Source organism: Lachnospiraceae bacterium (genome assembly GCA_025758065.1).
Lineage (GTDB): Bacteria > Bacillota > Clostridia > Lachnospirales > Lachnospiraceae > Enterocloster.
In genome coordinates this window covers 3,500,646-3,526,348 of the sequence record CP107199.1, presented here as the reverse complement: position 1 = coordinate 3,526,348, position 25,703 = coordinate 3,500,646, and the positions used below count along the sequence as shown (strand labels likewise).

The 25,703-nt window shown below is 41.9% G+C and carries 26 protein-coding genes and 1 pseudogene; 24 read left to right on the top strand and 3 right to left on the bottom strand.

All coding sequences use genetic code 11. The annotated features are described in order from the left end of the window. Window positions 1-51 precede the first annotated feature (51 nt). From OGM16_16575 to OGM16_16565, 3 genes are read left to right on the top strand one after another with little or no spacing between them, the layout of a single operon-like run. Entirely contained in the window at window positions 52-1,695 is a 1,644-nt protein-coding gene (locus OGM16_16575) for a GH32 C-terminal domain-containing protein (protein UYJ46381.1), read from the top strand. A 31-nt stretch (window positions 1,696-1,726) separates the two neighbouring features. Then, window positions 1,727-2,596 carry a sugar ABC transporter permease gene (locus tag OGM16_16570; GenBank protein ID UYJ46380.1) on the top strand — a complete coding sequence of 290 codons (870 nt, stop codon included), beginning with the start codon at window positions 1,727-1,729 and terminating at the stop codon, window positions 2,594-2,596. 12 nt (window positions 2,597-2,608) lie between these two features. Continuing rightward, window positions 2,609-3,442, top strand: a complete 834-nt coding sequence (locus OGM16_16565) for a carbohydrate ABC transporter permease (GenBank protein ID UYJ46379.1) — start codon at window positions 2,609-2,611, stop codon at window positions 3,440-3,442. A 149-nt stretch (window positions 3,443-3,591) separates the two neighbouring features. On the opposite strand, the gene OGM16_16560 is transcribed toward OGM16_16565, so the two are convergent. Then, window positions 3,592-3,819: a hypothetical protein gene (locus OGM16_16560; GenBank protein UYJ46378.1), complete on the bottom strand. Its 228-nt coding sequence runs from the start codon at window positions 3,817-3,819 to the stop codon at window positions 3,592-3,594. 19 nt (window positions 3,820-3,838) lie between these two features. Then, the gene (gene abc-f / locus OGM16_16555; protein UYJ46377.1) at window positions 3,839-5,848 is read right to left on the bottom strand and encodes an ABC-F type ribosomal protection protein; all 2,010 of its coding nucleotides are present in this window, start codon (window positions 5,846-5,848) and stop codon (window positions 3,839-3,841) included. 214 nt (window positions 5,849-6,062) lie between these two features. On the opposite strand from abc-f, the gene OGM16_16550 reads away from it, so the two are divergent. From OGM16_16550 to OGM16_16465, 18 genes and pseudogenes are all read left to right on the top strand, one after another. Then, window positions 6,063-6,725, top strand: a complete 663-nt coding sequence (locus OGM16_16550; protein UYJ46376.1) for a redox-sensing transcriptional repressor Rex — start codon at window positions 6,063-6,065, stop codon at window positions 6,723-6,725. 14 nt (window positions 6,726-6,739) lie between these two features. Further along, window positions 6,740-7,117: a holo-ACP synthase gene (gene acpS, locus OGM16_16545; GenBank protein ID UYJ48494.1), complete on the top strand. Its 378-nt coding sequence runs from the start codon at window positions 6,740-6,742 to the stop codon at window positions 7,115-7,117. After that, window positions 7,114-8,682: an NAD(P)H-hydrate dehydratase gene (locus tag OGM16_16540; GenBank protein ID UYJ46375.1), complete on the top strand. Its 1,569-nt coding sequence runs from the start codon at window positions 7,114-7,116 to the stop codon at window positions 8,680-8,682. The genes acpS and OGM16_16540 overlap by 4 nt, the downstream gene beginning before the upstream one ends. Before the next feature lie 225 nt (window positions 8,683-8,907). Then, window positions 8,908-10,092 (top strand): alanine racemase, encoded by a 1,185-nt coding sequence (gene alr, locus OGM16_16535; protein UYJ46374.1) that lies wholly within the window; start codon window positions 8,908-8,910, stop codon window positions 10,090-10,092. A 154-nt stretch (window positions 10,093-10,246) separates the two neighbouring features. Continuing rightward, complete coding sequence (locus OGM16_16530) at window positions 10,247-10,594, top strand: type II toxin-antitoxin system PemK/MazF family toxin (protein UYJ46373.1); 348 nt, start codon at window positions 10,247-10,249, stop codon at window positions 10,592-10,594. Window positions 10,595-10,833: 239 nt separating this feature from the next. Continuing rightward, window positions 10,834-12,213, top strand: coding sequence for an MATE family efflux transporter (locus OGM16_16525; protein ID UYJ46372.1), 1,380 nt, complete (start codon window positions 10,834-10,836; stop codon window positions 12,211-12,213). A 123-nt stretch (window positions 12,214-12,336) separates the two neighbouring features. Further along, a complete protein-coding gene (locus OGM16_16520; GenBank protein ID UYJ46371.1) occupies window positions 12,337-13,065 on the top strand; it encodes a YebC/PmpR family DNA-binding transcriptional regulator in 729 nt (242 codons plus the stop codon). A 357-nt stretch (window positions 13,066-13,422) separates the two neighbouring features. Further along, window positions 13,423-13,905, top strand: a complete 483-nt coding sequence (greA, locus tag OGM16_16515; protein UYJ46370.1) for a transcription elongation factor GreA — start codon at window positions 13,423-13,425, stop codon at window positions 13,903-13,905. A 34-nt stretch (window positions 13,906-13,939) separates the two neighbouring features. Next, entirely contained in the window at window positions 13,940-15,886 is a 1,947-nt protein-coding gene (lysS, locus tag OGM16_16510; GenBank protein UYJ46369.1) for a lysine--tRNA ligase, read from the top strand. A 212-nt stretch (window positions 15,887-16,098) separates the two neighbouring features. Next, a complete protein-coding gene (locus tag OGM16_16505) occupies window positions 16,099-16,545 on the top strand; it encodes a hypothetical protein (GenBank protein ID UYJ46368.1) in 447 nt (148 codons plus the stop codon). Between the two features lie 62 nt (window positions 16,546-16,607). Continuing rightward, window positions 16,608-17,210, top strand: a complete 603-nt coding sequence (locus OGM16_16500; GenBank protein UYJ46367.1) for a peptidase E — start codon at window positions 16,608-16,610, stop codon at window positions 17,208-17,210. A 54-nt stretch (window positions 17,211-17,264) separates the two neighbouring features. Then, the gene (locus OGM16_16495; protein ID UYJ46366.1) at window positions 17,265-17,783 is read left to right on the top strand and encodes a ClbS/DfsB family four-helix bundle protein; all 519 of its coding nucleotides are present in this window, start codon (window positions 17,265-17,267) and stop codon (window positions 17,781-17,783) included. Between the two features lie 141 nt (window positions 17,784-17,924). Continuing rightward, window positions 17,925-19,310 (top strand): zinc-ribbon domain-containing protein, encoded by a 1,386-nt coding sequence (locus OGM16_16490; GenBank protein ID UYJ48493.1) that lies wholly within the window; start codon window positions 17,925-17,927, stop codon window positions 19,308-19,310. Beyond that, window positions 19,307-19,486: a hypothetical protein gene (locus OGM16_16485; protein UYJ46365.1), complete on the top strand. Its 180-nt coding sequence runs from the start codon at window positions 19,307-19,309 to the stop codon at window positions 19,484-19,486. Before OGM16_16490 ends, OGM16_16485 begins: the two co-directional genes overlap by 4 nt. Window positions 19,487-20,020: 534 nt before the next feature. Further along, entirely contained in the window at window positions 20,021-20,845 is an 825-nt protein-coding gene (locus tag OGM16_16480; protein ID UYJ46364.1) for a ParA family protein, read from the top strand. Then, a complete protein-coding gene (locus OGM16_16475) occupies window positions 20,802-21,749 on the top strand; it encodes a ParB/RepB/Spo0J family partition protein (GenBank protein ID UYJ46363.1) in 948 nt (315 codons plus the stop codon). The genes OGM16_16480 and OGM16_16475 overlap by 44 nt, the downstream gene beginning before the upstream one ends. A gap of 597 nt (window positions 21,750-22,346) precedes the next feature. Further along, window positions 22,347-23,009, top strand: coding sequence for a thioester domain-containing protein (locus OGM16_16470; GenBank protein ID UYJ48492.1), 663 nt, complete (start codon window positions 22,347-22,349; stop codon window positions 23,007-23,009). Beyond that, window positions 23,002-23,847, top strand: a pseudogene (locus OGM16_16465) (lysozyme family protein). The gene OGM16_16470 and the pseudogene OGM16_16465 overlap by 8 nt, the downstream one beginning before the upstream one ends. 64 nt (window positions 23,848-23,911) lie before the next feature. Here OGM16_16465 and OGM16_16460 read toward each other — a convergent pair. Continuing rightward, window positions 23,912-24,364: a hypothetical protein gene (locus OGM16_16460; protein ID UYJ46362.1), complete on the bottom strand. Its 453-nt coding sequence runs from the start codon at window positions 24,362-24,364 to the stop codon at window positions 23,912-23,914. A gap of 225 nt (window positions 24,365-24,589) precedes the next feature. On the opposite strand from OGM16_16460, the gene OGM16_16455 reads away from it, so the two are divergent. From OGM16_16455 to OGM16_16445, 3 genes are all read left to right on the top strand, one after another. After that, a complete protein-coding gene (locus tag OGM16_16455) occupies window positions 24,590-24,925 on the top strand; it encodes a helix-turn-helix transcriptional regulator (protein ID UYJ46361.1) in 336 nt (111 codons plus the stop codon). A 154-nt stretch (window positions 24,926-25,079) separates the two neighbouring features. Continuing rightward, complete coding sequence (locus OGM16_16450) at window positions 25,080-25,295, top strand: hypothetical protein (GenBank protein UYJ46360.1); 216 nt, start codon at window positions 25,080-25,082, stop codon at window positions 25,293-25,295. A gap of 187 nt (window positions 25,296-25,482) precedes the next feature. Beyond that, a complete protein-coding gene (locus tag OGM16_16445; GenBank protein ID UYJ46359.1) occupies window positions 25,483-25,689 on the top strand; it encodes a helix-turn-helix transcriptional regulator in 207 nt (68 codons plus the stop codon). Window positions 25,690-25,703: the final 14 nt, after the last annotated feature.

Genomic DNA, 25,703 nt, shown 5'->3' with positions numbered 1-25,703 from the left:
ACAAAGAAGACATCCCATTCTGGTAAAGGGCATTTGTAAAGGAGGAGTATTGTGAGATATAAGATCGATTCCGAAAACAGTACCAGGATTAACATTACAGGAAGAAGAACAGGGGAGCAGCCGGGCTGTGTTCGTATCTTCTGCAAGGGACAGCTGTCAGAGGAAGCATATTACAAATTTTCCGGTTTTGAAACTTTTTTATTTATCTGGGAAAAAGAGCAGGAATATGAGGTGGAGATCTGTGAACTGGAGGTTTCTTTAGCCTATTCTTACTGCCCGGACTGTGTGCTGGAGCAGGGAGTAAGATTTATAGAATTTAAAGATAAGGCGTATTTTTATACAAAAGATAATTTAAAAGATGCGCTGACGCAGGATTACAGAAATACTTTCCATTTTTCTCCTTATAAAAACTGGATGAATGATCCAAACGGTCTTTGCTGGTTTAAGGGATATTATCACCTGTTTTATCAGTACAACCCTAATGGTCAGGAATGGGGAAATATGCACTGGGGTCATGCAGTGAGTAAAGATCTTCTTCACTGGGTACATCAGCCGGTTGCAGCTTATCCGCAGATCGAGTTAAATGGCTGTGAAGGAGAATACAGGGGCGGAGCTTTTTCTGGAAGTGCAGTGATCGAAAAAGATGTGATACATTTATTTTACACCAGGCATTTCGGAAAAACAGACCGCAGCTGGCAAAGACAGTGGCAGGTAACAAAACAAAGCAAGGACGGCGTTCATTTTACTCATGAAGAATGTGCTGTGTGGGGAACACCAGAAGGTGTTACATGGCATTTCAGGGATCCTAAGGTTGTTCAGATAGAGGATAAGTGGAATATGATCATTGCAGGTAGCTGTTATGACCGTCCAGCAGTATTCCGTTATGAATCAGATGATCTTAAAAGCTGGAAATATGCCGGGATCTTATATGGGGAAACAGATCCCCAGTACGGTATTGCAGAGTGTCCGGATTTCTTCTATTTAGATGGAACATGGGTTTTGATCGTCAGTTATATTTATGCAGACGGGCGTAAGGATGGACGAGATGTAGTATGGTATACAGGAACTTATAAAGATGGAAAATTTGATCCGGAAAACAAGGGCCTATTAGATGAAGGAAAAGATTATTATGCTCCGCAAAGCTTTGAAGTGGAAGGAGAGCGTATAAGTGCCGGATGGAACTGTCACAGGCTGGGGCAGCATATAGCACAGCCGGGAAGTGCCAACGGTAGCTTAAGTCTTCCGAGAAAATTAGCAGTAAAAAATGGAAAACTATACTCACAGGTAATCCCACAGATCCAGGAACTTTTTACAGAAAAAGCAGAAAACGGGCCGTATTTCCTTTCAATGAGAAAGACAAAAGAAATAAAGGAAAGTACAGTTCTTTCTCTGGCTGGATCACTGGCAGGAAAGGTAAATCTGTATATTGGTGAAACTGCTTTAAAACTAACTCTTGAAAAAGAAGATGCAGATGCAAAAGAGCAGGCACTTCCATTTGTATGCCAGATACAGACAGATCATCCGGTAGAAGAAATAACTGCATATGTAGATAAAGCGATCATAGAGCTGTTTATCAATGGCGGCGAACAGGCATGTACAAGAAGATTTTATCTTCCAAAAGCAGTTTTAAGACCTGTAGCAGAAAAGACAGGTGCATGGAGTATTGATATAAAGGGAATGAGATCCATCTGGTGATTCCATCCGGTAAAAGAAGGGAGATATTATAATGAGGGGCAGAAGAAAAAGCTATGCTTACTTTTTCATCCTTCCAGGCTGTCTGATCCTGCTGATGTTTACCATCCTGGCAGCGGCTCTGGCATTTGGATTCAGCTTTATGGATTTTAACCTGCTGCGGCCAAAGGATGCAGCTTTTGTAGGATTTGAAAATTACATCCGCCTGTTTCAGGATGCCAGTTTTTTAAAGGCAATGAAAAATACACTGTATTTTGCAGTTATTGTAGTTCCTTATCAGGTTACACTGGCATTTGGTCTGGCACTTTTAGTACGTGAAAATATTAAAGGCATTGGGATTTTCCGGTCTGCCTATTTTTCACCGTTAGTAACATCTATGAGTGTTATCGCTATCCTGTGGACTTTTATTTACAATCCCAATCCAACACAGGGTCTTTTAAATGCTATTTTAACAAAATTCGGGCTTCCGGCCTGCGATTTCCTGCGAAGTGCTGATACAGCCATGAACTCCATTATCTTTATGTCAGGCTGGCATGCAGCAGGACATCAGATGATGATCCTTTTGGCAGGTCTTCAGGCAATCCCGGAAGATCTTTATGAAGCAGCTTCCATTGATGGGGCCGGTGCATTTAAAAAGTTTCTTTATATCACTATTCCGGGTATTAAAAATGTGCTGATCTTCGTAGTTATGATGACGACGATCGCTGCTATGAAGCTGTTTACACAGCCTTACATTATGACCAACGGCGGTCCAAAAGAGTCTACTATGACACTGACCTATTATCTGTATCGTCAGGGCTTCCAGTACCGCAATATGGGATATGCTTCTGCAGTTTCAGTTATTTTCTTTATTGTAGTAGTAGGTATTTCAGTTGTAGTAAAGAAGCTTATGAAAGCAAGATAGGAGGATAAACAGATGAATAAGAATAAAAAATATTTTCTGATCTATGTAGTCAATATCCTTCTGGGACTTTTGTATATTTCTCCCCTGATCTGGATGGTGGTATCTGCATTTAAACCGGAAAACCGTATTTTTGCAGATATGTCCAAAGGATTGGCAGCCTTCTGGCCTGCAGGAGCGACCTTAGGTAATTTTAAAGAAGTCTTTGTACGAAGCAATATGCCCCGCTATATCCTGAACAGTGTTACTTATGTTACGATCCTTGTGTTTTTAAGCATGGCAGTAAACTCTGCCTTTGGTTATGCACTTGCAAAATTTGAATTTAAGGGTAAAAATGTGATCCTTACAGTGGTATTATCTTTGTTGGTACTGCCGTTGGAAAGTATTTTGCTATCTTTGTTTTTCATTGTAAATAAGCTGGGATGGGTGGATTCCTATCTGGCACTGATCATTCCTTTTATTGTAAAATGTTTTGACGTATACCTGTTCAGGCAGTTTTTCCTGGATGTGCCGGATGATCTGATCGAAGCAGCAGAGATTGACGGAGCCGGACCATTTAAAACCTTTTTACAGGTCATCATACCGGTATCCAAGCCTGTTTTTGCTACTGTCTTTATTCTGGATTATGTGGCTTACTGGTCCGACTTTATGTGGCCGCTGCTTGTTATCACTGATGCAGGAAAAAGAACGGTACAGCTTGGTATCCAGACATTCTTTACAGAACCTCCGGTTTATTATGGTCCTATAATGGCTGCGCTGACTATTGCATCTGTGCCTATGATCATTATGTTCCTGTTTTTACAGAAATATTATGTGCAGGGAATTTCTACCAGTGGTATTAAAGGTTGATATTATCAAAAAAGTTAAAAAATATAAAAAAGGTCTGCTGATGATGTTCTATCAAAAGCAGACCTTTTGCATTAAAAATTATAAATAATTTCAGGATCTGGTATACTGTTTCATAAATAACTGGCCCGGCATTGCAGACGAGAGGCTGGCTATTTTTTTAATGAGGTATCAGATGTATCGTTACTGTCATCTTTTTTTAGCACCCGCGTCATCAGTCCCATAGCATAAAACAGCACGGAAATAAACACGATAGAGAAAATAACTGCCATCAGCTGATTGACCGGGGCACCGGTTATTGCAAGTACAATGGCTGCAATAAAAAGGCCTGCTAATAATATTACCATAAGGGCAGCTGATATCCGTTTTAATTTCTTCATGAATTTCTATAACTCCTTTTTATTCTGCCAGTTCTTCCCATTTCTCATAGAGAACTTCCAGTTCTTTCTGAATGGATTCTTTCTCTTTGTTCAGCTCCATAAGGCGGGAAACATCGGTATATACATCTTCCTGGGAGAGGAGCTCATCGATCTCGCCATCCCTTGTTTCAAGCTCATGGATCTTATCCTCAATTTTTTTAAGTTCATTCTGGCGTTTGCGAAGACGGGCCTGTTCTTCTTTCTGGGCTTTCCAGTCTATTTTTCCGTCAGCAGGAGAGCCGGCAGAGGAGGCGGTCATAGCTGTCTGGGAAGTACGGCTTGAAGATATGCCGGAGGCAGTACTGGTTGCCTGCGGGCTGTTTGTACCGGTTGGATGGTTAGCTGCAGTCTGGGCCATCTGTCTTGCGGCAAAGGCAGCTTCTACATCTTCTTTTTTCTCCAGATAATAGTCATAATTGCCGATATAGTTGATAAATGAACCATTTGTCAGATCCAGGATTCGGGTAGCAGTACGGTTGATAAAGTAACGGTCATGGGACACATACAATACTGTTCCTGTATAGCGGTTTAAAGCACTTTCAAGGATCTCCTTGGAGGTGATGTCCAGGTGGTTGGTAGGCTCGTCCAGAAGCAGGAAATTAGCATCAGAGAGCATTAATTTCGCAAGGGAAACACGGCCTCGTTCCCCACCGCTTAAATCCCGGATCAGCTTAAATACGTCATCTCCTGTAAAAAGGAAAGCTGCCAGTGTATTGCGGATCTGGGTATTGTTCATGTTTGGATACGTGTCCTGTATTTCCTGGAACAGGGTCTTGTCCATGTGAAGTACCTGGTGTTCCTGATCGTAGTAACCAATATGCACTTTGGAACCCAAACGGATCTGACCGGAATCTGCAGGGATGATGCCATTGATGATCTTTAAAAGAGTAGTCTTGCCAGTACCGTTATTTCCAATAACAGCAACCCGTTCTCCCCGTTTGATCTCAAAATCCACATTGGTAAACAGTGTCTGTGTGTCAAAGGATTTGCTTAGCCCAGTAACTGTCAGAACATCATTTCCACTGACTACATCCGGTTCCAGGCGGATATCCATGGAATCATTTGTCTGTACAGGTTTTTCCAGACGATCGATCTTATCCAGCATCTTTTCACGGCTTTCTGCCCGCTTAATGGACTTCTCACGGTTAAAGGACTTTAATTTGGCAATAACAGCTTCCTGGTGACGAATCTCCTGCTGCTGGTTTAAATAGGCACGGATGGCAGCATCGCGGAGCATGGCCTTTTTATTGCCGTAGGCAGAATAATTTCCTGAAAATACAGTACAATGCCCCATGTCCAGTTCAATGATCTTTGTTACCACACGGTCCAGGAAATACCGGTCATGGGCAACGATGATCACAGCACCGCTGTAGTTTCTCAGATAAGTTTCTAACCATGCGATGGACTCCATATCCAGGTGGTTGGTAGGCTCGTCCAGAAGCAGGATGTCTGGTTTGGTAAGCAGCAGCTTGCCTAAGGAAACGCGGGTCTTCTGGCCGCCTGAGAGAGCAGTGATGGGTTTGGAAAATTCATCCTCTGTAAATCCGAGACCCTTTAAAACACCGGTGATCTCGCTTTGGTAGGAATAACCGTCTGCCATTTCAAATTCATGGTTTAACCGGCTGTATTCAGAAAGCTTGGCCTCTAATTCATCACCGGAAGCGGATTTCATTTCCAGTTCCAGGCTGCGGATGCGGGCCTCCATCTGGATCACTGGTTTTTTCACCTCTAAAAGGGCATCGTAAATAGTTTCAGCCCCCTCCAGATCCTGATGCTGGGCCAGGTAACCAATGGAAGCACCCTTTGCCCAGGTAACAACGCCGTCATCTGCGGCCAGTTTCCCAATAAGTACCTTTAAAAGAGTGGATTTTCCGGCGCCATTGATGCCTACGATCGCCGCTTTTTCGTGATCTTCTATATGGAAAGAAACCTGCTTTAAAATGTCATTTTCCCCAAATGACTTGCAGATATTACTGCAGGATAATATCATGATAAACTCCTTAAAACGTGATAAAAATGTAGTTTTTTACGGCATAATAAGCCGGTTTGTACCAAACAGTATAATATAGGAAAAAACTTTTTTCAAGAACATACTGAAAAACAGATTTGACATTTATTTAACGTCTGATTATAATGGATACTAGAGTTATCATACCCCTATAATGCAGGGGGAGAGAATTATATACAAGAAGGAGAGGGTTAAAATGGAACGCAAAGAGATATCAAAAGCAGTAATTTCCAGACTGCCCAGATATTATCGCTACCTTGGTGAGCTGATCGAGGAAGGAGTAGAGCGTATTTCTTCTAATGAACTGAGCAGCAGAATGAAGGTAACGGCGTCTCAGATCCGTCAGGACCTTAATAATTTTGGTGGCTTTGGCCAGCAAGGGTACGGATATAACGTAAAATATCTTTATTCAGAGATCGCAAAGATCCTTGGCATTGACCGTCAGCACAATGTGATCATCATTGGTGCAGGTAATCTGGGACAGGCTATTGCCAATTATACGAATTTTGAACGGAGAGGATTTGTTATCAGAGGAATGTTTGATATCAATCCAAAGCTGATCGGACTGGTGATCCGCGGTATCGAGATCCGTTCTGTGGATGATCTGGAAACCTTTATCAGGGAAAATAATATCCAGATCGCAGCACTTACCATTCCAAAGACAAAGGCTCCGGAGATTGCTGACCGTCTGATCAAAGCCGGTATTAAGGCTATCTGGAATTTTGCACACACAGATCTGGTAGTGCCGGATGATGTAGTAGTAGAAAACGTACATTTATCAGAGAGCCTGATGCGTCTGTCTTACCGCGTATGCAACATGCAGGAGAAGACTGATGCAGAAGAGACTAAAAAGGAATAAAGAGAGTAAACGTGATGATACTGGGAGTAGGAACGGATCTGGTAGAAATTGACCGTATGAGAAAGGCCTGCGAAAAAGAATATTTTGTGTCACGCACATTTACAGAGGCGGAAAGCCGGCAAGCAGGAGGGTCTGCCTCTAAACTTGCCGGCTCTTTTGCTGTAAAAGAGGCAGTAGCCAAAGTGTTCGGGACAGGTTTTCGTACCTTTATGCCGGGAGATATTGAAGTTTTGCGGGATGAGCTGGGAAAGCCCTATGTGCGTCTTTATGGCGGGGCTTTAGAACAGTTTGAAAAAATGGGAATGGAGCAGATCCATGTTTCTATTTCCAATACAAATGGACTGGCAATGGCTTTTGCAGTAGGAGAAGGGAAAGGATCACAGGAAAAATGAGGACTCTTTTGTCAGGAAGAAAAATGAAGGCAGCAGATGCTAGAACCATACAGGAAATAGGGATTCCCTCTATGGTATTAATGGAACGGGCTGCTATGGCAGTGGTTGCACAGGCAGAGAAAAAAGCGAAAAAAGATAAATATATCTGGTCTGTATGTGGCAGTGGAAATAATGGCGCTGACGGTGTGGCAGCGGCCAGAATGCTTTATTTAAAGGGATATCTGGTATGTATTTATATGGCAGGAGATGAAAACAAAGGCACACAGGAATTAAAGACCCAGCTTTCTATTGCCAGAAAATTGGGGATTTCTGTAAGAACATGGCAGGAAGCAGAAACAGACAAAAAAGAAAAGCGCTGCGGTGTTATCATTGATGCTGTATTTGGCGTAGGTCTTGGACGTCCGGTAGAAGGCGTTTATAAAAAATGCTTAGATGAATTAAACCAGATAAGAGAGCAGGAGCATGCTTACTGCGTGGCAGTGGATATCCCCTCTGGCATTCATGCCGATACAGGTGAGGTTATGGGAACTGCTTTAAAAGCAGATGTAACAGTGACGTTTGGCTGGGAAAAAATGGGAACAGCTCTTTATCCGGGAAGAGGCTATGGGGGAAAGGTGCTGGTTGAAGACATCGGTTTTCCTGAAATGGCATTAGAAGGGGAAGAGGAAGAGAGTGGCAGACCGGAACGGGCCTTTGCCTATGAAAAAGAAGATCTCTGCCATATTCCTGGGAGAAAAGCAGATTCCAATAAAGGAACGTTTGGAAAAGTACTGATCGCAGCGGGAAGTGCAGGCATGTGCGGTGCTGCCTATTTAAGCGCCCTTACTGCTTATAAAGCAGGTGCCGGACTTGTAAAAATACTGACAGTAGAAGAAAACCGTCCCATCCTTCAGGGACTGCTTCCAGAAGCAATCATGGTAACTTATACACCGGACCAGCTCATCCAGGGCCGGGAAGAGTTTAAAGAAATGATCGAAGAGCAGATGAAATGGGCCAGCGTAGTTGTTTTAGGCCCAGGTTTAGGAAGTGAGCCTTATGTAGAATATCTGGTAGAAGATATCCTTACCAGTGCCTATGTTCCGGTGATCCTGGATGCTGACGGTTTAAATACAGTTGCTTCCCACCCTTACCTGACTTCTTATTATACGGAAAATATCATTATCACCCCCCATCTTGGTGAAATGGCAAGACTTACAGGCCAGACTATCAGTCAGTTAAAAGAAGACCTGGTAGGAGCTGCCAGTGCCTATGCATCAAGATATGGTGTGACTTGTGTGTTAAAAGATGCAGCTACCGTAGTGGCAGGTCAGGAAGGTGGTCTTTATATTAACACCAGTGGCTGCAGTGCTATGGCAAAAGCCGGTTCAGGGGATGTGCTTACCGGTACCATTGCCGGACTTTTAGCTATTGGTATGGAAGAGGAAGAAGCGGCCCGGATGGGGGTATATGTTCATGGGCTGGCAGGAGAAAAGGCAGCGGCCGCCGGAAGCCATAGTCTGCTGGCTACAGAATTGTCCAGGGCAGTAGGGGATGTTATGGATGAGGCAGTGAGGTGTGAGGAGTAAACAGGTTACTGCATAAAGGCAGGTATTTTTGAACTTGTAAGTGTCATGCGATATACAGCAGCTGCAAAAACAGGTGAAAAACCGACGGAAAACAGGTTTTATGTGCAGGAAACCTTCTTGAAAAATGCGGCTTATGGTGTATAATTAAAGCTTAGCGCACTTTAGTGTGTTTTTGTGAGCAAGTTTTTAGAAGGCATTAATACGCCGGGAGGAAATAAGACATATATGAGACCTTACAGCAGAGTGTATGCAACAGTAAACCTGGATGCTGTTGCTTCTAATATGAAATCCATGAGGGAAAATCTGCCTGCATCAACCCTGATCATGGGTTCAGTAAAAGCAGACGGTTATGGACACGGAAGTGTTCCTATAGCGAAAACGATCGAACCCTATGTGTTTGGATATGCAGTAGCTACAATTGATGAGGGCATTATACTTCGCAGACATGGGATCAATAAAACGATCCTTATCCTGGGTGTGACCCATGAGTCACAATATGAGGAGCTTCTGCGCTATGATATCCGCACTGCTATGTTCCAGTATGAAAAAGCAAAAAAACTGTCAGACCTGGCTGTAAAGCATGGTAAAAAGGCAGTAGTACATCTGGCACTTGATACAGGTATGAGCCGTATCGGCATGAAAGCAGACAGAGAACATGCAAAAGAAGCAGCATCTATTGCAGCTTTAGAAGGTATTGAAGTAGAAGGACTGTTTACCCATTTTGCAAGAGCAGATGAGACAGATAAATCAGCCTATGAAGAGCAGTATCGCCGTTATAAAGAATTTTTAGGCTATCTTGAGGAATTGGGTGTTCAGATCCCTATCCGCCACTGCTCCAACAGTGCCGGTATTGTGGAATCTCTGGAGTCCAACCACATGGATATGGTAAGGGCAGGTATTGCCATTTATGGCATGTATCCTTCAGATGAGGTGGATCATAACAGTGTGAAGCTGACACCTGCTATGGAGATAAAGAGCTGTATCACCTATATCAAGGAGATCGGGGCAGGTACGGCGGTCAGCTATGGCGGTACTTTTGTGGCAGACCATACTATGAAAGTAGCAACCATTCCAGTAGGTTACGGAGATGGTTATGTCCGGTCTCTTTCCGGAAAAGGAGATGTGCTGATTCGTGGAAAGAGGGCAGCTATTTTAGGCCGCATCTGTATGGATCAGTTTATGGTAGATGTAACGGATATCCCGGATGTACAGGAGGATGACGAGGTTACCCTTTTAGGAAAGGACGGTTCTGAATGCATTACTATGGAAGAACTGGCTGAAAAGTCCGGCGGCTTCCATTATGAAATGGTCTGTGATATTGGAAAACGTATACCAAGAGTCTATTTAAAAGACGGAAATATAGTGGGTACTAAAGATTATTTTGATGATGTATTTAAAGAATTTGCGTGATTTTAGACCTTTAGACCCTGATATAATCATGATGTTAGTAATACATGGATAAAACAGGCTCCAGAAAGCCTTTGCCTCCATATACTGATAGTAGTGTATACATTTTAGAAATGTGTCAATACTAAAGGTAAGAATATGATGGAGAGTGAAGACTGTGATCATCAGACGCGGAGATATTTATTATGCAGATTTAAGACCTGTTGTAGGGTCTGAACAAGGCGGTGTGCGGCCAGTCCTTATCATTCAGAATGATGTGGGAAACCGGCACAGTCCAACCGTGATCTGCGCAGCGATCACATCAAGGATGAATAAGGCGAAGCTGCCTACCCATGTAGAATTAAACAGGGGAAGCTGTGACATGATACGGGATTCCGTGATCCTTTTAGAGCAGGTCAGGACCATTGACAAGCAGAGACTAAAGGAGAAGATATGTCATATTGACGGGGAACTGTTACAAAAGGTAAATGAGGCATTAAAGATAAGCCTGGAACTGCATACATAGGCTGTAAGAGGTACAGCCCTGCTTTTCCAGGCTGTTCTTGTGTAAAAATAACAACATGTACTCTCGGAGTCTTTCCTGCACTTGCCTTTGCGGCCGATTTTCCACCAGTTGCACCCGAATTTCATCGACGTATGCACCGCGTACGCCTCAGAAATTTGGGCGCAACTGACAAAAAATCTTCTCGCAAAATCAAGTACAAAAAGATTCCGAGAGTACATCAACAGATAATGGAGATAAAAATGGGAGGAATATTAAATCGTACCTGGGAAATGCTTCATGACGGGCGTTTCTTAAAAAAGGCACTTATGATCGCATGCCCGGTGGCACTGCAGGGAATGTTAAATACCATTGTAAATATGGTAGATACTCTTATGATCGGAGGATTGGGATCCACTGCTATCGCAGCAGTTGGTCTTGCCAACAAAGTGTTTTTCGTGTTTTCTCTGCTGGTTTTCGGAATTGTCAGCGGCGGTGGTATTTTAGCGGCTCAGTTCTGGGGCAGTGGCGATGTGAAAAATATCAGGAAGGTTTTAGGGCTTTGTGTGATGCTTGCTATGGTGGGAGCATTATTTTTTGTGATACCGGCTATTGCCAGCCCTAAAATGGTCATGAGGATTTTCACTACCAGTGAGGGAAGCATTGAACTGGGGGCAAAATATCTCCGGATCGCAGCTTTGTGCTATCCGTTTATTGCCCTTACAAATGTATATGTGGCAATGCTGCGTGCTTCTAATAAAGTAGTATTTCCGGTGATCTGCAGCTGCATTGCCATTGCTATTAATATTTGCTTAAACTATGTGCTTATTTTTGGAAAATTTGGTGCACCGACCATGGGTGTAGCAGGTGCAGCCTGTGCCACACTTATTGCCAGATGCATTGAGGTAACTTTAGTGCTTTGTTATGTGTATGGGAAAAAGCTGCCTCTTGCCTGTGGATTTAAGGGGATGTTTGGATGGCATAAGACCTTTATTGCGCGGTTTGTGGAGACTTCTGCGCCTGTTATTGCAAATGAGTTTATGTGGGGACTGGGAACAACCATGTATTCACTGGCATATGGACGTATGGGTGACGATGCAGTGGCTGCCATTACCATTGCAACTACCATTCAGGATATTGCGGTGGTATTATTCCAGGGCTTAAGTGCTGCTACAGCAGTTATCCTGGGAAATGAACTTGGTGCAGGTAAGTTAAAACGTGCAGAAAAATATGCTACCCAGTTTTTCATTCTTCAGTTTATTGTGACGATAACAGCGGGTGTGTGTCTCATATTGGGACGCTGGAAGATCATCGGCATTTACAGTATCACCCCAGAAGTGGCTATGGATGTAAGCCGCTGTCTGCTGGTATTTGCTGCGTATATGCCTGCAAAAATGTTTAACTATGTAAATATTGTAGGTGTACTACGAAGCGGTGGTGATACCAGGATGTGCTTATTCCTGGATACCAGTGGAGTCTGGTTCATTGGTGTTCCGTTAGCGTTTTTAGGAGCGTTGGTATGGCATCTTCCCATTTATTGGGTATATGCCCTTGTTATGTCAGAAGAAGTTTATAAGACGATCCTGGGCTACATGCGCTATCGCCAGAAAAAGTGGCTTAAAAATCTGGCCATCCAGGTCTGATCCAGCTTGATTTTAGGTGGATTTATCGTATTTTTTCTTGCAAGATAAAAAAAATCGTGTTAGTATAGATAAGATGTATTAGTAAACGAAAGAAAGAAGAAATAAAGAAAGGGTGTTATACCAATGTCAGGACATTCAAAATTTGCCAATATCAAACATAAAAAGGAGCGCAACGATGCTGCTAAGGGTAAGATCTTTACTGTTATCGGAAGAGAGTTAGCGGTAGCTGTAAAAGAGGGCGGACCTGATCCGGCAAATAACAGCAAGCTTCGTGATGTTATTGCAAAGGCAAAAGCAAACAACATGCCAAACGATACCATTGACCGTGGTATCAAAAAGGCAGCAGGTGATGCAGCTTCCGTAAACTACGAAACACTTACATACGAAGGTTACGGTCCAAGCGGTGTTGCTATTATCGTAGATACTCTGACAGACAACAAGAACCGTACAGCTGCAAATGTAAGAAGTGCATTTACAAAGGGCGGCGGCAATGTAGGAACTCCAGGAAGCGTTTCCTATATGTTCGATAAAAAAGGCCAGATCATCATCGACAAAGAGGAGTGCGAGATGGATGCAGACGAACTGATGATGGCTGCATTAGATGCAGGTGCTGAGGATTTTTCCGAGGAAGAAGACAGCTACGAAGTTATTACTGCACCTGATGATTTCAGTGCAGTGCGTGAAGCATTAGAAGCATTAAAAATCCCGATGATGGAAGCAGATGTTACCATGATCCCACAGACATGGGTAGAGCTTTCAGACGAAGATGATATTAAGAAATTAAACCGTATTCTGGATCTGTTAGATGAGGACGATGACGTTCAGGCTGTATATCACAATTGGGATGAGTAATAAAAAGCGCCCTGTCTGACGGACAGACGTATATAAGTCCACAGGACATATAAAACTCTTTCCCGCCCCAGGCTTTTGGTGGCGGGAAAGGGTTTTTTGCGCCTGTGGCTGTACTTGACAATGACTGGATTTTCCTATATAATACACTGAATGCGTGGGGTATTTTAAGAGATACTGAAGACATTTTTTCATAAAACAAAACAGTGACATGAAAGGTGCAGATAACACATAGAATGCAGTGGGCGAATTTAAACATGTCCCTGAATGCAGGCTATAAGTATACGGACATGTCATCTGGCGGTGACATCACCATAAATGAAAGTCATAAGTAAATAGTAAAAGGAAGGAAGCAGAAAAATGGCAGATAAGAAACACATTTTGACATATGCCGGACTGAAGCAGTACGAGGATGAGCTGCAGAACTTGAAAGTAGTCAAAAGAAAAGAAGTAGCTCAGAAGATCAAAGAGGCAAGAGAACAGGGAGACCTTTCTGAGAACGCTGAGTACGATGCAGCAAAAGATGAACAGAGAGATATCGAGCTTCGTATTGAAGAACTGGAGAAGCTGTTAAAGAACGCTGAAGTTGTTGTAGAAGAAGAAATTGATGTAAATAAGATCAACATCGGCTGCAAAGTGAAACTGTTAGATGTAGAATATGACGAGGAGATGGAATTTTATATTGTAGGTTCCACTGAGGCAAACAGCCTTCAGAACAAGATCTCCAATGAAGCTCCTGTAGGACGTGCTCTAATCGGCAAGTCTGTAGGAGATGTTGTAGACGTAGAAACACAGGCTGGAATCATTCAGTACAAGGTACTGGAGATCCAGAGAGTATCATAAAACTAAAAATCTTTATCACAAAGGAGCAAAAAACGTGGGAGAGCAGCAGAAGTCAAATCAGACAGAGCAGGATTTAAACCATGTACTGAAGGCACGCCGTGACAAGCTGGCAGAACTTCAGGCAGCTGGAAAGGACCCTTTCCAGATCACAAAATATGATGTAACTGCCCACAGCATGGATATTAAGGAACATTACGAAGAGTGGGAAGGAAAAGAAGTAAGCATTGCCGGACGTTTAATGTTTAAGCGTGTTATGGGTAAGGCTTCTTTCTGCAACATTCAGGATCTTAAGGGAAATATCCAGGTTTATGTGGCAAGAGACAGCATCGGTGAAGATGCATATAAAGATTTTAAGAAGATGGATATCGGTGATATCGTAGGCGTAAAGGGAAAAGCATTCACCACAAAGACAGGTGAGATTTCCGTTCATGCAGACGAAGTGACCCTTCTTTCCAAGAGCCTTCAGGTCCTTCCGGAGAAGTTCCATGGTCTGACTGATACAGATATGCGTTACCGTCAGCGTTACGTAGATCTTATCATGAATACAGATGTAAAGGATACCTTTATAAAGCGTTCCAAGATTTTAGCTGCTATCCGTAAATATTTAGGCGGAGAAGGCTTTATGGAAGTAGAGACTCCTATGCTGGTTGCAAATGCAGGTGGTGCAGCAGCAAGACCATTTGAGACTCATTTCAATGCTTTAAATGAAGACCTGAAGCTGCGTATTTCACTGGAGCTTTATTTAAAACGTCTGATCGTAGGCGGTCTGGAGAGAGTATACGAGATCGGTCGTGTATTCCGTAATGAAGGTCTTGATACAAGACACAACCCGGAATTTACTTTGATGGAGTTATATCAGGCATATACTGATTACCACGGCATGATGGATTTAACAGAAAATCTGTACCGTTTCGTTGCGCAGGAAGTTCTTGGAACTACTAAGATCGTATACAATGGTATTGAAATGGATCTTGGAAAGCCATTTGAGCGCATTACTATGGTAGATGCTGTTAAGAAGTATTCAGGTGTAGATTTCAACGAGATCCACACACTGGAAGAAGCAAGAGCTGTTGCAAAAGAAAAGAATATTGCATTTGAAGAGCGCCATAAGAAGGGTGATATCATAAACCTGTTCTTCGAGGAATTCGTAGAAGAACACCTGTTACAGCCAACCTTTGTTATGGACCATCCAGTAGAGATCTCTCCATTAACAAAGAAAAAACCAGAAAACCCAGATTATGTAGAGCGTTTCGAGTTCTTCATGAATGGCTGGGAAATGGCAAATGCTTATTCCGAGTTAAACGATCCGATCGATCAGAGAGAACGTTTCAAAGCACAGGAAGAACTGTTTGCTGCCGGTGATGAAGAAGCAAACCATACAGACGAAGATTTCTTAAATGCACTGGAGATCGGTATGCCTCCTACAGGTGGTATCGGTTTCGGTATTGACAGAATGTGTATGCTGCTTACTGATTCTGCAGCGATCAGAGACGTACTTCTGTTCCCGACAATGAAGTCCTTAGATGGTGTAAATAAGAAAAATGATGTAAATAATACAGCTTCTGAAGCACCTGAAAAAAATGTAAAAACTGAGTCTGAAAAGATTGATTTTTCTAAGGTAAAGGTAGAGCCTTTATTTGAGGAATTTGTTGATTTTGATACATTCAGTAAGTCAGATTTCCGTGCAGTAAAGGTTAAAGAGTGTGTTGCAGTACCGAAGTCAAAGAAACTGTTACAGTTTACTCTTGATGACGGAACAGGCACAGACAGAACCATTTTAAGCGGTATTCACGCTTATTATGAGCCTGAAGAACTGGTTGGAAAGACTCTTATCGCTATCACAAATCTTCCACCGAGAGCGATGATGGGCATTGACTCTTGCGGTATGCTCCTCAGTGCTATTCATGAAGAAGAAGGCGAAGAAAAGCTTCATCTTCTGATGGTAGATGACCACATTCCGGCAGGTGCAAAGCTCTATTAAGATGATGTAAAGATGTACCGTTTTACCAAATAGACGGGACGTACTTCATTTGATAAAAAACTAAAAAAACAGCGATTTACATCAAACTTACATCAATTGATGCAAAATTAAGTGCAAGCAAGAAAAAATCGCATAATTAGTGCAATGAGTGGGCAATTCCAATCGGAGTTGCCCATTTTTAAAACAAACAGAAATACAAATCAGAGTTTGTGATGGTAGATAATATGGAATGGTTTAATGTTTTTGGGCTGATTTTTATTGCAGTCATTATGATACCCAATGTTGTATTTGCGATTAAGTGTAAAGATGGATTTGATAATAAGTGGAACAATAAATATGTTGAGGTCACAGAACAAGTAGGGAGATTGGGTTGTTTCGGATTCATGATAATCAATATTCCGGGAACTTGGTTCGGGTGGTGGTCTGACGAAGCATTTGCACTATATCTGATTGTAGATACCATATTGGTAATGCTTTATTGTGCTATTTGGATTATATGTTTTAAGAAAAACAGCGTTTTCAGAGCATTAGCACTTTCTACTATTCCTTCAATGTTGTTCTTATTTAGTGGGATTATGAGTAGGTCAGTGCTATTGATTATTGCATCAGTATTATTTGCACCAAGTCATATTGTGATTTCATATAAAAATGTAAAATGATATTTACAAATTCAAGTTTGTTAAATTGGAAAATTAGAATTTATATATAAAGGAGAATATTGATGAAACTGTTTTTATGTTCGCACTTTTCAAGTGTAGGAAGTCTGATAAAGGAAGAAATTGAAAATAAAAAAGTCGCATTTATTCCAACAGCTTCGCTGCGTGAAGGCTACACCGGTTATGTCGGCTCGGCTCGAAAATTATTCAAAAAGTTGGGAGCAATCGTAACTGAAATTGATATTTCAACGGAGGCTTATTCAACGATACAGTCTGTTTTTGAAGATGCGGATGTGATATATTTTACCGGCGGAAATTCTTTTTTCCTTATAGACCAGCTCCGTAAAACGGGAACGGATGAGCTGTTGAAAAAAGAATTGGCAAAGGGAAAACTGATGATTGGTGAATCGGCAGGTGCGATTATATGCGCTCCAAGCATCCAATATATCGAGCAAATGGATGAAAAGCCGGAGGACTACTCACAAGAAGATGATGCAGGGCTTGATTTGATTGATTTCTATGTTCTTCCGCATTATCTTACAGCACCATTTAAGAAAGTTACCGAGAAAATAATGACTGAATTTTCGGATTTGAATCTATGCCCTATTAACAACCATCAGGGAATTGTAATTGATGGTGAAGGTTCAAAGGTTATTTGCAAAGACTAATTTGAAAAATCCTTTTTTTGAAACTGGAAAATCGGAAGCTGAGGAGATAGACTATTGAGAACATATGAGAATAAAGACGAGCTTAAAAACGAGATAAATAAAAGCTTTGCAAAGTATATTTCAGAATTTAATGATATTCCGGAGCATTTAAAAGATAAGAGAATTGATGAGGTCGATCGAACTCCGGCAGAAAATCTTGCTTATCAGGTTGGCTGGACAACTCTTGTTATTAAATGGGAATCAGACGAAAGAAAGGGTATTCCTGTCAAAACTCCTTCGGATAATTTTAAGTGGAATCAGCTTGGCGAATTATATCAATGGTTCACAGATACATATGCTCAGCTGTCACTGCAAGAATTGAAAGACAGATTGAATGAGAATATCAACTCTATTTATGTAATGATTGATTCTCTGAGTGAGGAAGAATTATTTAAACCACATATGAGAAAATGGGCTGACGAAGCAACTAGAACAGCTGTCTGGGAAGTATACAAATTCATACATGTTAATACAGTTGCTCCGTTCGGAACCTTTAGAACCAAGATTAGAAAATGGAAAAAGATTGCACTATAACTTCCAGTTTGCCAACTTGCCCTTTGAGAGAGGAGAAATCCCTTTCCCAAAGGGCTTTTTCTATTTATACGGATATTCGCAAACTACAAGATAAAGCCAAAACTTCATATACTCTAAGCACAAGGAGGTTGAGGTTTGGCTATGAATAACAGTTTAGCAGAAGTACACCCGGAGCTTGTTTCGGAGTGGTCGGAAAAGAATTTACCGCTTACACCTGATGATATTAGCTTCGGCTCAAATAAAAAAGTATGGTGGAAAGGTGCTTGCGGTCACGAATGGGAAACAAGCGTAAAGGCTCGTTCTAATGGAGAAAAATGCCCGATATGCTCCGGTGCGAGAGTGATTGCAGGGATTAACGATTTGGCGACATTAAAGCCGCTACTGGAAAAGCAGTGGTCGGAAAAGAATAAGATAAAACCGACAGAAGTTTCTATTGGTTCTCATAAGAAAGTGATATGGAGATGTGAAAAAGGACACGAGTGGGAAGCTGCTGTTAAGAGCAGGACAATAAATAAAACTGGTTGCCCGTATTGCTCCCATAATAAAGTGTTGGCAGGATTTAATGACTTTGCAACACTTCTGCCGGATATAGCAGCCGAGTGGTCGGACAGAAATTATCCATTACTTCCAACTCAGGTTACGGTCTTTGCCAATCGTAAGGCTTGGTGGAAATGTAAGGATTGCGGCAGAGAGTGGAACACCCTTATTTCTACCCGTTCTGGTGGCAGTAAATGCCCGTATTGCAGTGGGTACATATTTCTGAAAGGGTTTAACGATTTGCAGACAACACACCCGGAAATTGCTTCGGAGTGGTCGGAGAAGAACTTGCCATTGAAGCCTGATGAAGTAAATGCAAAGTCGAGGAAAAATGTCTGGTGGAGATGCAGTAAATGCGGTAACGAGTGGAAATCTGTTATCAATGCCCATGTGAAAGGTACGGTATGCCCCGTTTGTGCAGAGAGAGAAGTCCTTGCCGGATATAATGATTTGGCGACAACAGACAGTCAGCTTCTTAGCGAATGGGATTATGAACAGAATAAACTGAAACCTACAGAGGTATCACGAACTTCGGCAAAGAGAGCGTGGTGGAAATGCAGGCACGGTCATTCGTGGAGTATGAAGATAAATGAAAGAACGATATTGAATAAAGGCTGTCGATTTTGTGAGCAGGGGTATTTGTCATTATTTCCTGCTTTGGCGGTCAGCTATTATTCTAATAGGAAAGGTTTGAAAGCAGAACTTGGTTCTGACCGATTGCTTGGAGTTCCGCTTGAAACATACATACCTTCAGAAAAGTTGGCTATTGAGTCAGGAAGTGCCGATGAGAATTTAGAAATAATGAAAGCATATATGTGCAAGCAAAGAGGAATAAGGCTGATTAAGCTGCCGATGAAAGGCACAGAACTGGATTATGCCAATAATTTAAAGAAAGTTTTTCAGAGCGTACATATATTTATTTCTTCCGATACCGAGGAAGATGTGGAGATAATCAAAAATACATTTGAAAGATGGAGGGACAGCCAATGAGAGGGAAAACCTATCATCTATACTTAAATGAAGAAGAACGAAGCCGAGTGATACAATCGCTCATTGAACTGAAGAACAATTTAGCAGCCCAGGGACGATACACCGACGCAGTAGATGATGTCCTCTGCAAAGTGCTTGAAGCAAAGAAAAAGAAATTGAAAATTGAATACATTTAGAACGTGTTTTGCCGTCTGTTTCCTAACCGGAGCAGGCGGCTTTTTTTATTTCAAAAAATTTTTCAAAAAAATTTTCGGAAAAGCGGCGATTTTGGGTGTGCATTTCATACCCCTTTGTCCAAATGAGTGAAGGGGTTCATTCCAGATAGCAAAAACGGAAGCCTTTTCGCTTGAAAATTGAATAAGTCATTCACTAAGACTTTATTTCTGATGATAGCCACTTTAGCAGGTACGCCGTGATTTCTGTATTTCAGAATAGCGAGAACTCCGGTTATGAGTATCAGGTTGCTCCTGATATGGCGATGACAGTCAGAATGATAATGATACTTCTCTACGGAGCTGGCGGAGTACCCGGCAGAGGTTAGAATCCTATGATACAGATAAGCAGTCTGTTCCTTAGTGACTTCCCATAAGCATTTTGCTTGGCAAGGGGTGTTGAGAACAAATATTGCTATGACCGATTAGGAAATGAGTCGGTCAGGTACATAGCCATAATGCGGTGGCTATGAATTTCAGAAAGGAGGGCAAAAAGAAGTGTCAAACTGCAAAACGATTTCCGTATGTAACCAGAAAGGCGGAGTCGGAAAGACTACCACAACAGTTAATCTCGGAGTCGGGCTTGCAATGCAGGGCAAGAAAGTATTGCTCATAGACGCAGACCCGCAGGGCGATTTAACGACTTGTCTTGGTTGGCAGGATACAGACGGTTTGGGTATCACGCTTGCAACAAAACTCACAGATGTAATCAATGAAACGATGACAGACCCTATGGTTGGTATCCTGCATCACGAAGAAGGTGTTGACCTTGTTCCGGCAAACCTTGAGCTTTCAGCAATGGAATTTAACCTTGTAAACGCAATGAGCAGAGAAACTACACTCAAGAATTATTTGTGTCAAGTGAAAAACAGATATGATTATGTAATTATAGACTGTATGCCTTCACTTGGTATGGTTACTCTCAATGCTTTATCGGCGGCAGACAGTGTTATCATTCCGGTTCAGGCTCAGTATTTGCCTGCAAAGGGTATGACACAGCTTGTGCAGACCATTTCAAAAGTAAAGAAGTATATCAATCCGGATATTAAGATAGACGGTATGCTTCTTACTTTGGTGGATAGCCGAACAAACCTTGCAAAGAGTACAGTGGAAGCACTCAGGGCGAATTTTGGTAATCAGATAAGAATGTATCGAACACAAATCCCGATTGCCGTAAAAGCCGCTGAAACTTCTTCCAAAGGCAAGAGCATTTATGCTTATGAGCCAAACAGTACAGTGTCTAAGGCATACACTGAATTTACAAAGGAGGTGTTAGCCGATGGCAGGAAGAAAGAGCGACTTCACTCTCACGAAGCTCGATGATTTATTTACCACGCAGGCACAAAGAGATGAAGAACAGCTTTCAAAAATCCGAGATATTCCGTTAGAGCTGATTGATGATTTTCCCGACCACCCGTTTAAGGTCAGGGACGATGAAGATATGATGCAGCTTGTGGAGAGTGTCAAGGAAAGAGGGGTTATTACTCCGGCAACGGTAAGGCAGAAAGAGGACGGCAGATATGAACTTGTTTCAGGGCACAGACGAAAGCGAGCGTGTGAACTGGCAGGATTTGAAACACTGCGAAGTGAGATTGTAGACCTGAACAGAGATGAAGCGACCATTTTAATGGTTGAGAGTAATTTTCAGAGGTCAGAGATATTGCCGAGTGAAAAAGCCTTTGCTTATAAAATGCGTTTGGAAGCAATGAAAAGGCAAGCAGGCAGACCGAGCAAAGAAAATGGAGTCCCAGTGGGACACAATTCTATTGTGGGTAAATCAAGAGAGATTTTAGCTTCTGAGAGTCAGGATAGTAACACACAAATACAGCGTTATGTTCGTCTGACAAACCTTGTTCCCGAACTGCTTGAATTTGTTGATGAGGGGCGTATTAAAATGCGTCCTGCCGTAGAACTTTCCTATCTTGATGAAGATTGCCAGCGTGATGTGGTTGATGAAATTGACCTGAATGACGCAACCCCGTCACACGACCAGACAATCCGTATGCGAAAGTTATTCAACGAGGGCAATCTTACAACAGAAGCAATCCACGCTGTTATGTCTGAGGAAAAGCCGAACCAAAGGGAAAAAATCGTGTTGAGGGGCGACAGAGTAAGACAGCTTATCCCGAAAAACATTCCCGTCAGTCAGACGGAGGATTTTGTCTGCAAGGCATTGGAGCATTATAACAAGTTTTTGCGTAACCGTGCAGAGCGTGACAGCAGATAGCTTGTTTTACAGTTCCCCTTTCTCACACTCTAACCCCTTAGTTATACTTTTACCTACCGAAAATGATATATACTATCTCACTTGAATATAGCTATCTCAAAGTATATGTCTATCTCTAAGGAGTAGTCGCACAATAGGAACGGACTGGAGGTGTATGGTAAAATGAAAAATTAACGAAAAAACCGCATTTGTTTTTCGGCAGGTAAATTCTGCCGTAAGAGAAAATCCACAAAGGCACATCGTAGCGATACGGTGTGTTTTTCAATTTTTACAGGAGGAAACGCAATGATAAAGTCAAAATTCAAAAGAGTCACGTCGCTTTTCTTGGCGACCCTTATGTGTGTGACCACTTTTGCAGGCATTGGCTCGACCACGGCATTTGCAGCTTCGGGAGAAAAAGCCGATGTTTATATGGTCGATTTCCCTCGTGATGGCGATGCTAATTACGATGGGGTATGGGGACATAGCAATTTGACCTTGAAAAATGGTTGGCATACCGGACGTTCCAATTTTACCAATCTAAAGGCTATCGGCTCATACTCAGGCAATGTTGCTTATTGTATTGAGCCGGGAGTTTCGCTCAAGGTCGGTCAGACAATGAATAAGTATGACGAAAATTATTTTAATAACCTTGCAGCCAACGGGGTTATTTCCGGAGATGAAATCCGTCTTTTCGTTGGTCGTATTTTACAGTATGGCTATCGTGGGACAATCTCGACATCTTGGAGGTCACAGAATGAAGCGGCAGCAAACAGCATTGCACAGGCTTATGCCACACAGCTTCTTATCTGGGAAACTGTTATCGGAGAGCGTGATGTGAACTTCAATCATGTAGCAGCCAGTGGTTGCAGCAATGTGAAAGATGTCATCAATGCAAAGCATCCGCTCCGCAATAAGATTTTCAGTTATTACAACAGTATGGTGCAGAGTGTACAGAACCATGCGACCATACCGAGCTTTTGTAATAAATCATCCGGTTCGGCAAAGACAATAGAGCTTGAGTGGAACGGAAGTAAGTACACAACTACTCTGACAGACTCCAATAATGTGCTGTCTAAATATAATTTCAAGGCAAGTATCAGTGGAGTAAGTTTTTCTGTGAATGGTAACAAACTTACTGTTTCTATGGATACTGCACCGAGCAAGGAATTTACCATTACCGCAACGAAGAAAAATGCAGTCCGCAGAGGTGTGGTTGTATGGTCAGAGGGTAAACACGGTCAGAACTCCAGTGTGCAGGATGTTGTCAGCTATTCCTGAGTATGTGGAACTTATCAAGGCGGTTATGATGCAGGAAAGCGGTGGCAGAGGACTTGACCCTATGCAGGCAGCAGAGGGAAGTTTCAATACAAGGTATCCGCACGAACCTAATGGAATTAAAGACCCTGAATATTCTATCCAGTGTGGAGTTCAGGAATTGAAAGCGGCTCTTACTTCGGCAGAAGTGGAAAGTCCGATAGATATGGAGCATATCAAACTTGCCTTGCAAGGCTACAACTTCGGTAATGGGTATATTTCTTGGGCAAAAACAAAGTATGGCGGTTATTCTTATGCCAATGCAGTGGAGTTTTCCACTCAGCAGGCACAAAGGCTTGGTTGGGACAGTTATGGAGATACCCAATATCCGGCTCACGTTCTGAGATACTATCCGTATGGGCGAGCCTTTACTGCCGGAGGTAATCAGGCGATTGTTGAGGTTGCCTTGACACAGCTAGGCAATCAGGGCGGACAACCTTATTGGAGCTGGTACGGCTTTAATAGTCGAGTGGAATGGTGTGCCTGCTTCGTATCTTGGTGTGCTGACCAATGCGGGTATATTGAAAGCGGACTTGTTCCGAAATTTGCAGGTTGCGTGGATGGTGCAAACTGGTTTAAGTCAAATGGAAAATGGCAAGACCGCACTTATGAACCAAAGGTAGGAGATATTATCTTCTTTGATTGGGAAGGCGACGGTACAACAGACCACGTTGGTATCGTAGAGAAGTGTGAGAATGGCACAGTTTATACCGTGGAGGGCAACTCAGGCGACGCCTGCAAGCAAAGACAGTACGCAGTCGGAAGCAGCAATATCTATGGATACGGTATTCCGGCATATTAAAAATTCCAGACGGTGTCTGGAAAATTGAAAAGATGGCTGCTCAGTTGAGTAGCCATCGGGTACATTATGAGAAATCAGTTGTTTCTCTGTTATTCAGGAAAATATGGTGTGTGTGATAAGTGAAGCTGAAAAGCATATCGGCATTTTCTTTACTGCCGTCTAAAAAGGAAATATCATCGGCAAGGATAAAAAGAATTGCTAACAGCTTCTTGATATATCCAGTGTAGCAGGCATAATCTACATAGATGTTGGCGATATATCCCTCGGCAAATTCTATCAGGTCAGCGTCAATTTCAAAGCTATTGGATAGTTCGTAAACGGTTTTGATAAATTTATCCTTGTCAGCAATTCGCTCTTTACTTGGAACACTTCTGCGGTTCTTCTGTATAAATTTTAAACAATCATCAGCTTCCGTAAAGTCGGGAGTGACTGAGCTGTCAGTTCCCAAATCTGTTTTGTAATCCTCAAATTTCTCTTTTTCAAACCGATTACTGAATATTATCTTTTGTTCGTCCATTCCTTTTACCCCTAAGTTTATTCTATGGAGATTGTTTAACTTGGCTCTTGGGTTGTGATTTGTCTTTCGCCATTAACAATCGTGAATTACTACTTTTATAGTATAACATAAAAATAGTTGGGAATCATCACTAATAGTTGGTTTGACTTCCTTTGGGTGCGTGTGATTTGAAATCGACTTAATCTATACTATTAGTTATGGAAACACACTAAGGGAGGTGATGTGATGAAGCTCGATACAATCGGCAAGAATATAAGAAAGTTCCGACTTGCGAGGAAATTACGCCAAGAAGATTTGGCTGAGAAAACAGATTTGACAACAAATTATATTGGTATGGTTGAGCGTGGAGAGAAAATTCCGTCACTCGAAACTTTCATAAAGATAGTAAATGCTTTAGGTGTATCATCGGATATGGTTCTTACAGATGTTCTGGAAACGGGATATACAGTCAAGAACTCAATGCTGAATGAGAAGCTTGAAAAACTTGCTCCTGAAGATAGAAACAGAATTTATGAAGTCATAGATACACTTGTGAAGCAGTCAAAGCAAATACTTCCATAAAACACAGAAGTTCGTCCTAATCGACGAGCTTTCTTTTTTCAGTATAAAAAATTTCTGCTATCGACAAATTTTTCGGGACTTCGACAGAGAAAATATGCTATAACAACAACTGTCAGTGATAGACACATACTAATAGACATAGGAGGAAGTAGAAGTGAACGACATTTTCAGACAAATAGCAAAAGAAAATGGAACAACCGAAAAAGCAGTAAAAGAGGAAATGCAGTTTGCCATTCGGGAAGCAATGAAAAGTGCTGAACCGGAAGCAATCGCTTTTTGGAAAGCAGTTGCACCGGACGGAAAAGAGCCGCCGATAGAAAAGGTCATAGCAATGATTGCATTGAATGTTAATAATAGAATGTATAATTGAGGTGCTTCGGCATCTCATTTTTATTATTCTTTAGAAGAGTTGCATTAGGTGTTTGCAAAAAGTGACACCTTGTCGGATAGGAGTTGCAAATAAACCCCTATATCTTGAAAAAATAGATTATTCATAGTATAATGTCAAATGAGTAACTGTAACCAAAAGGAACGGAGAATACGAAGGAGCGTTACAGATGAGAATAAGCTACAACAAACTTCAAAAACTTATGATTGATAATCAAATGAAAAGACAAGATTTAATGCGTGCTGCGGAGATTTCATCGTCTGTTGCAACAAAATTAAATAAGAATGAAACAGTATCCCTTGATGTGCTTATGAGAATTTGCAAAGTATTTCATTGTGATATTGGCGATGTATGTGAAGTCATATTAGACGAATGATATGAGGAGGTCTG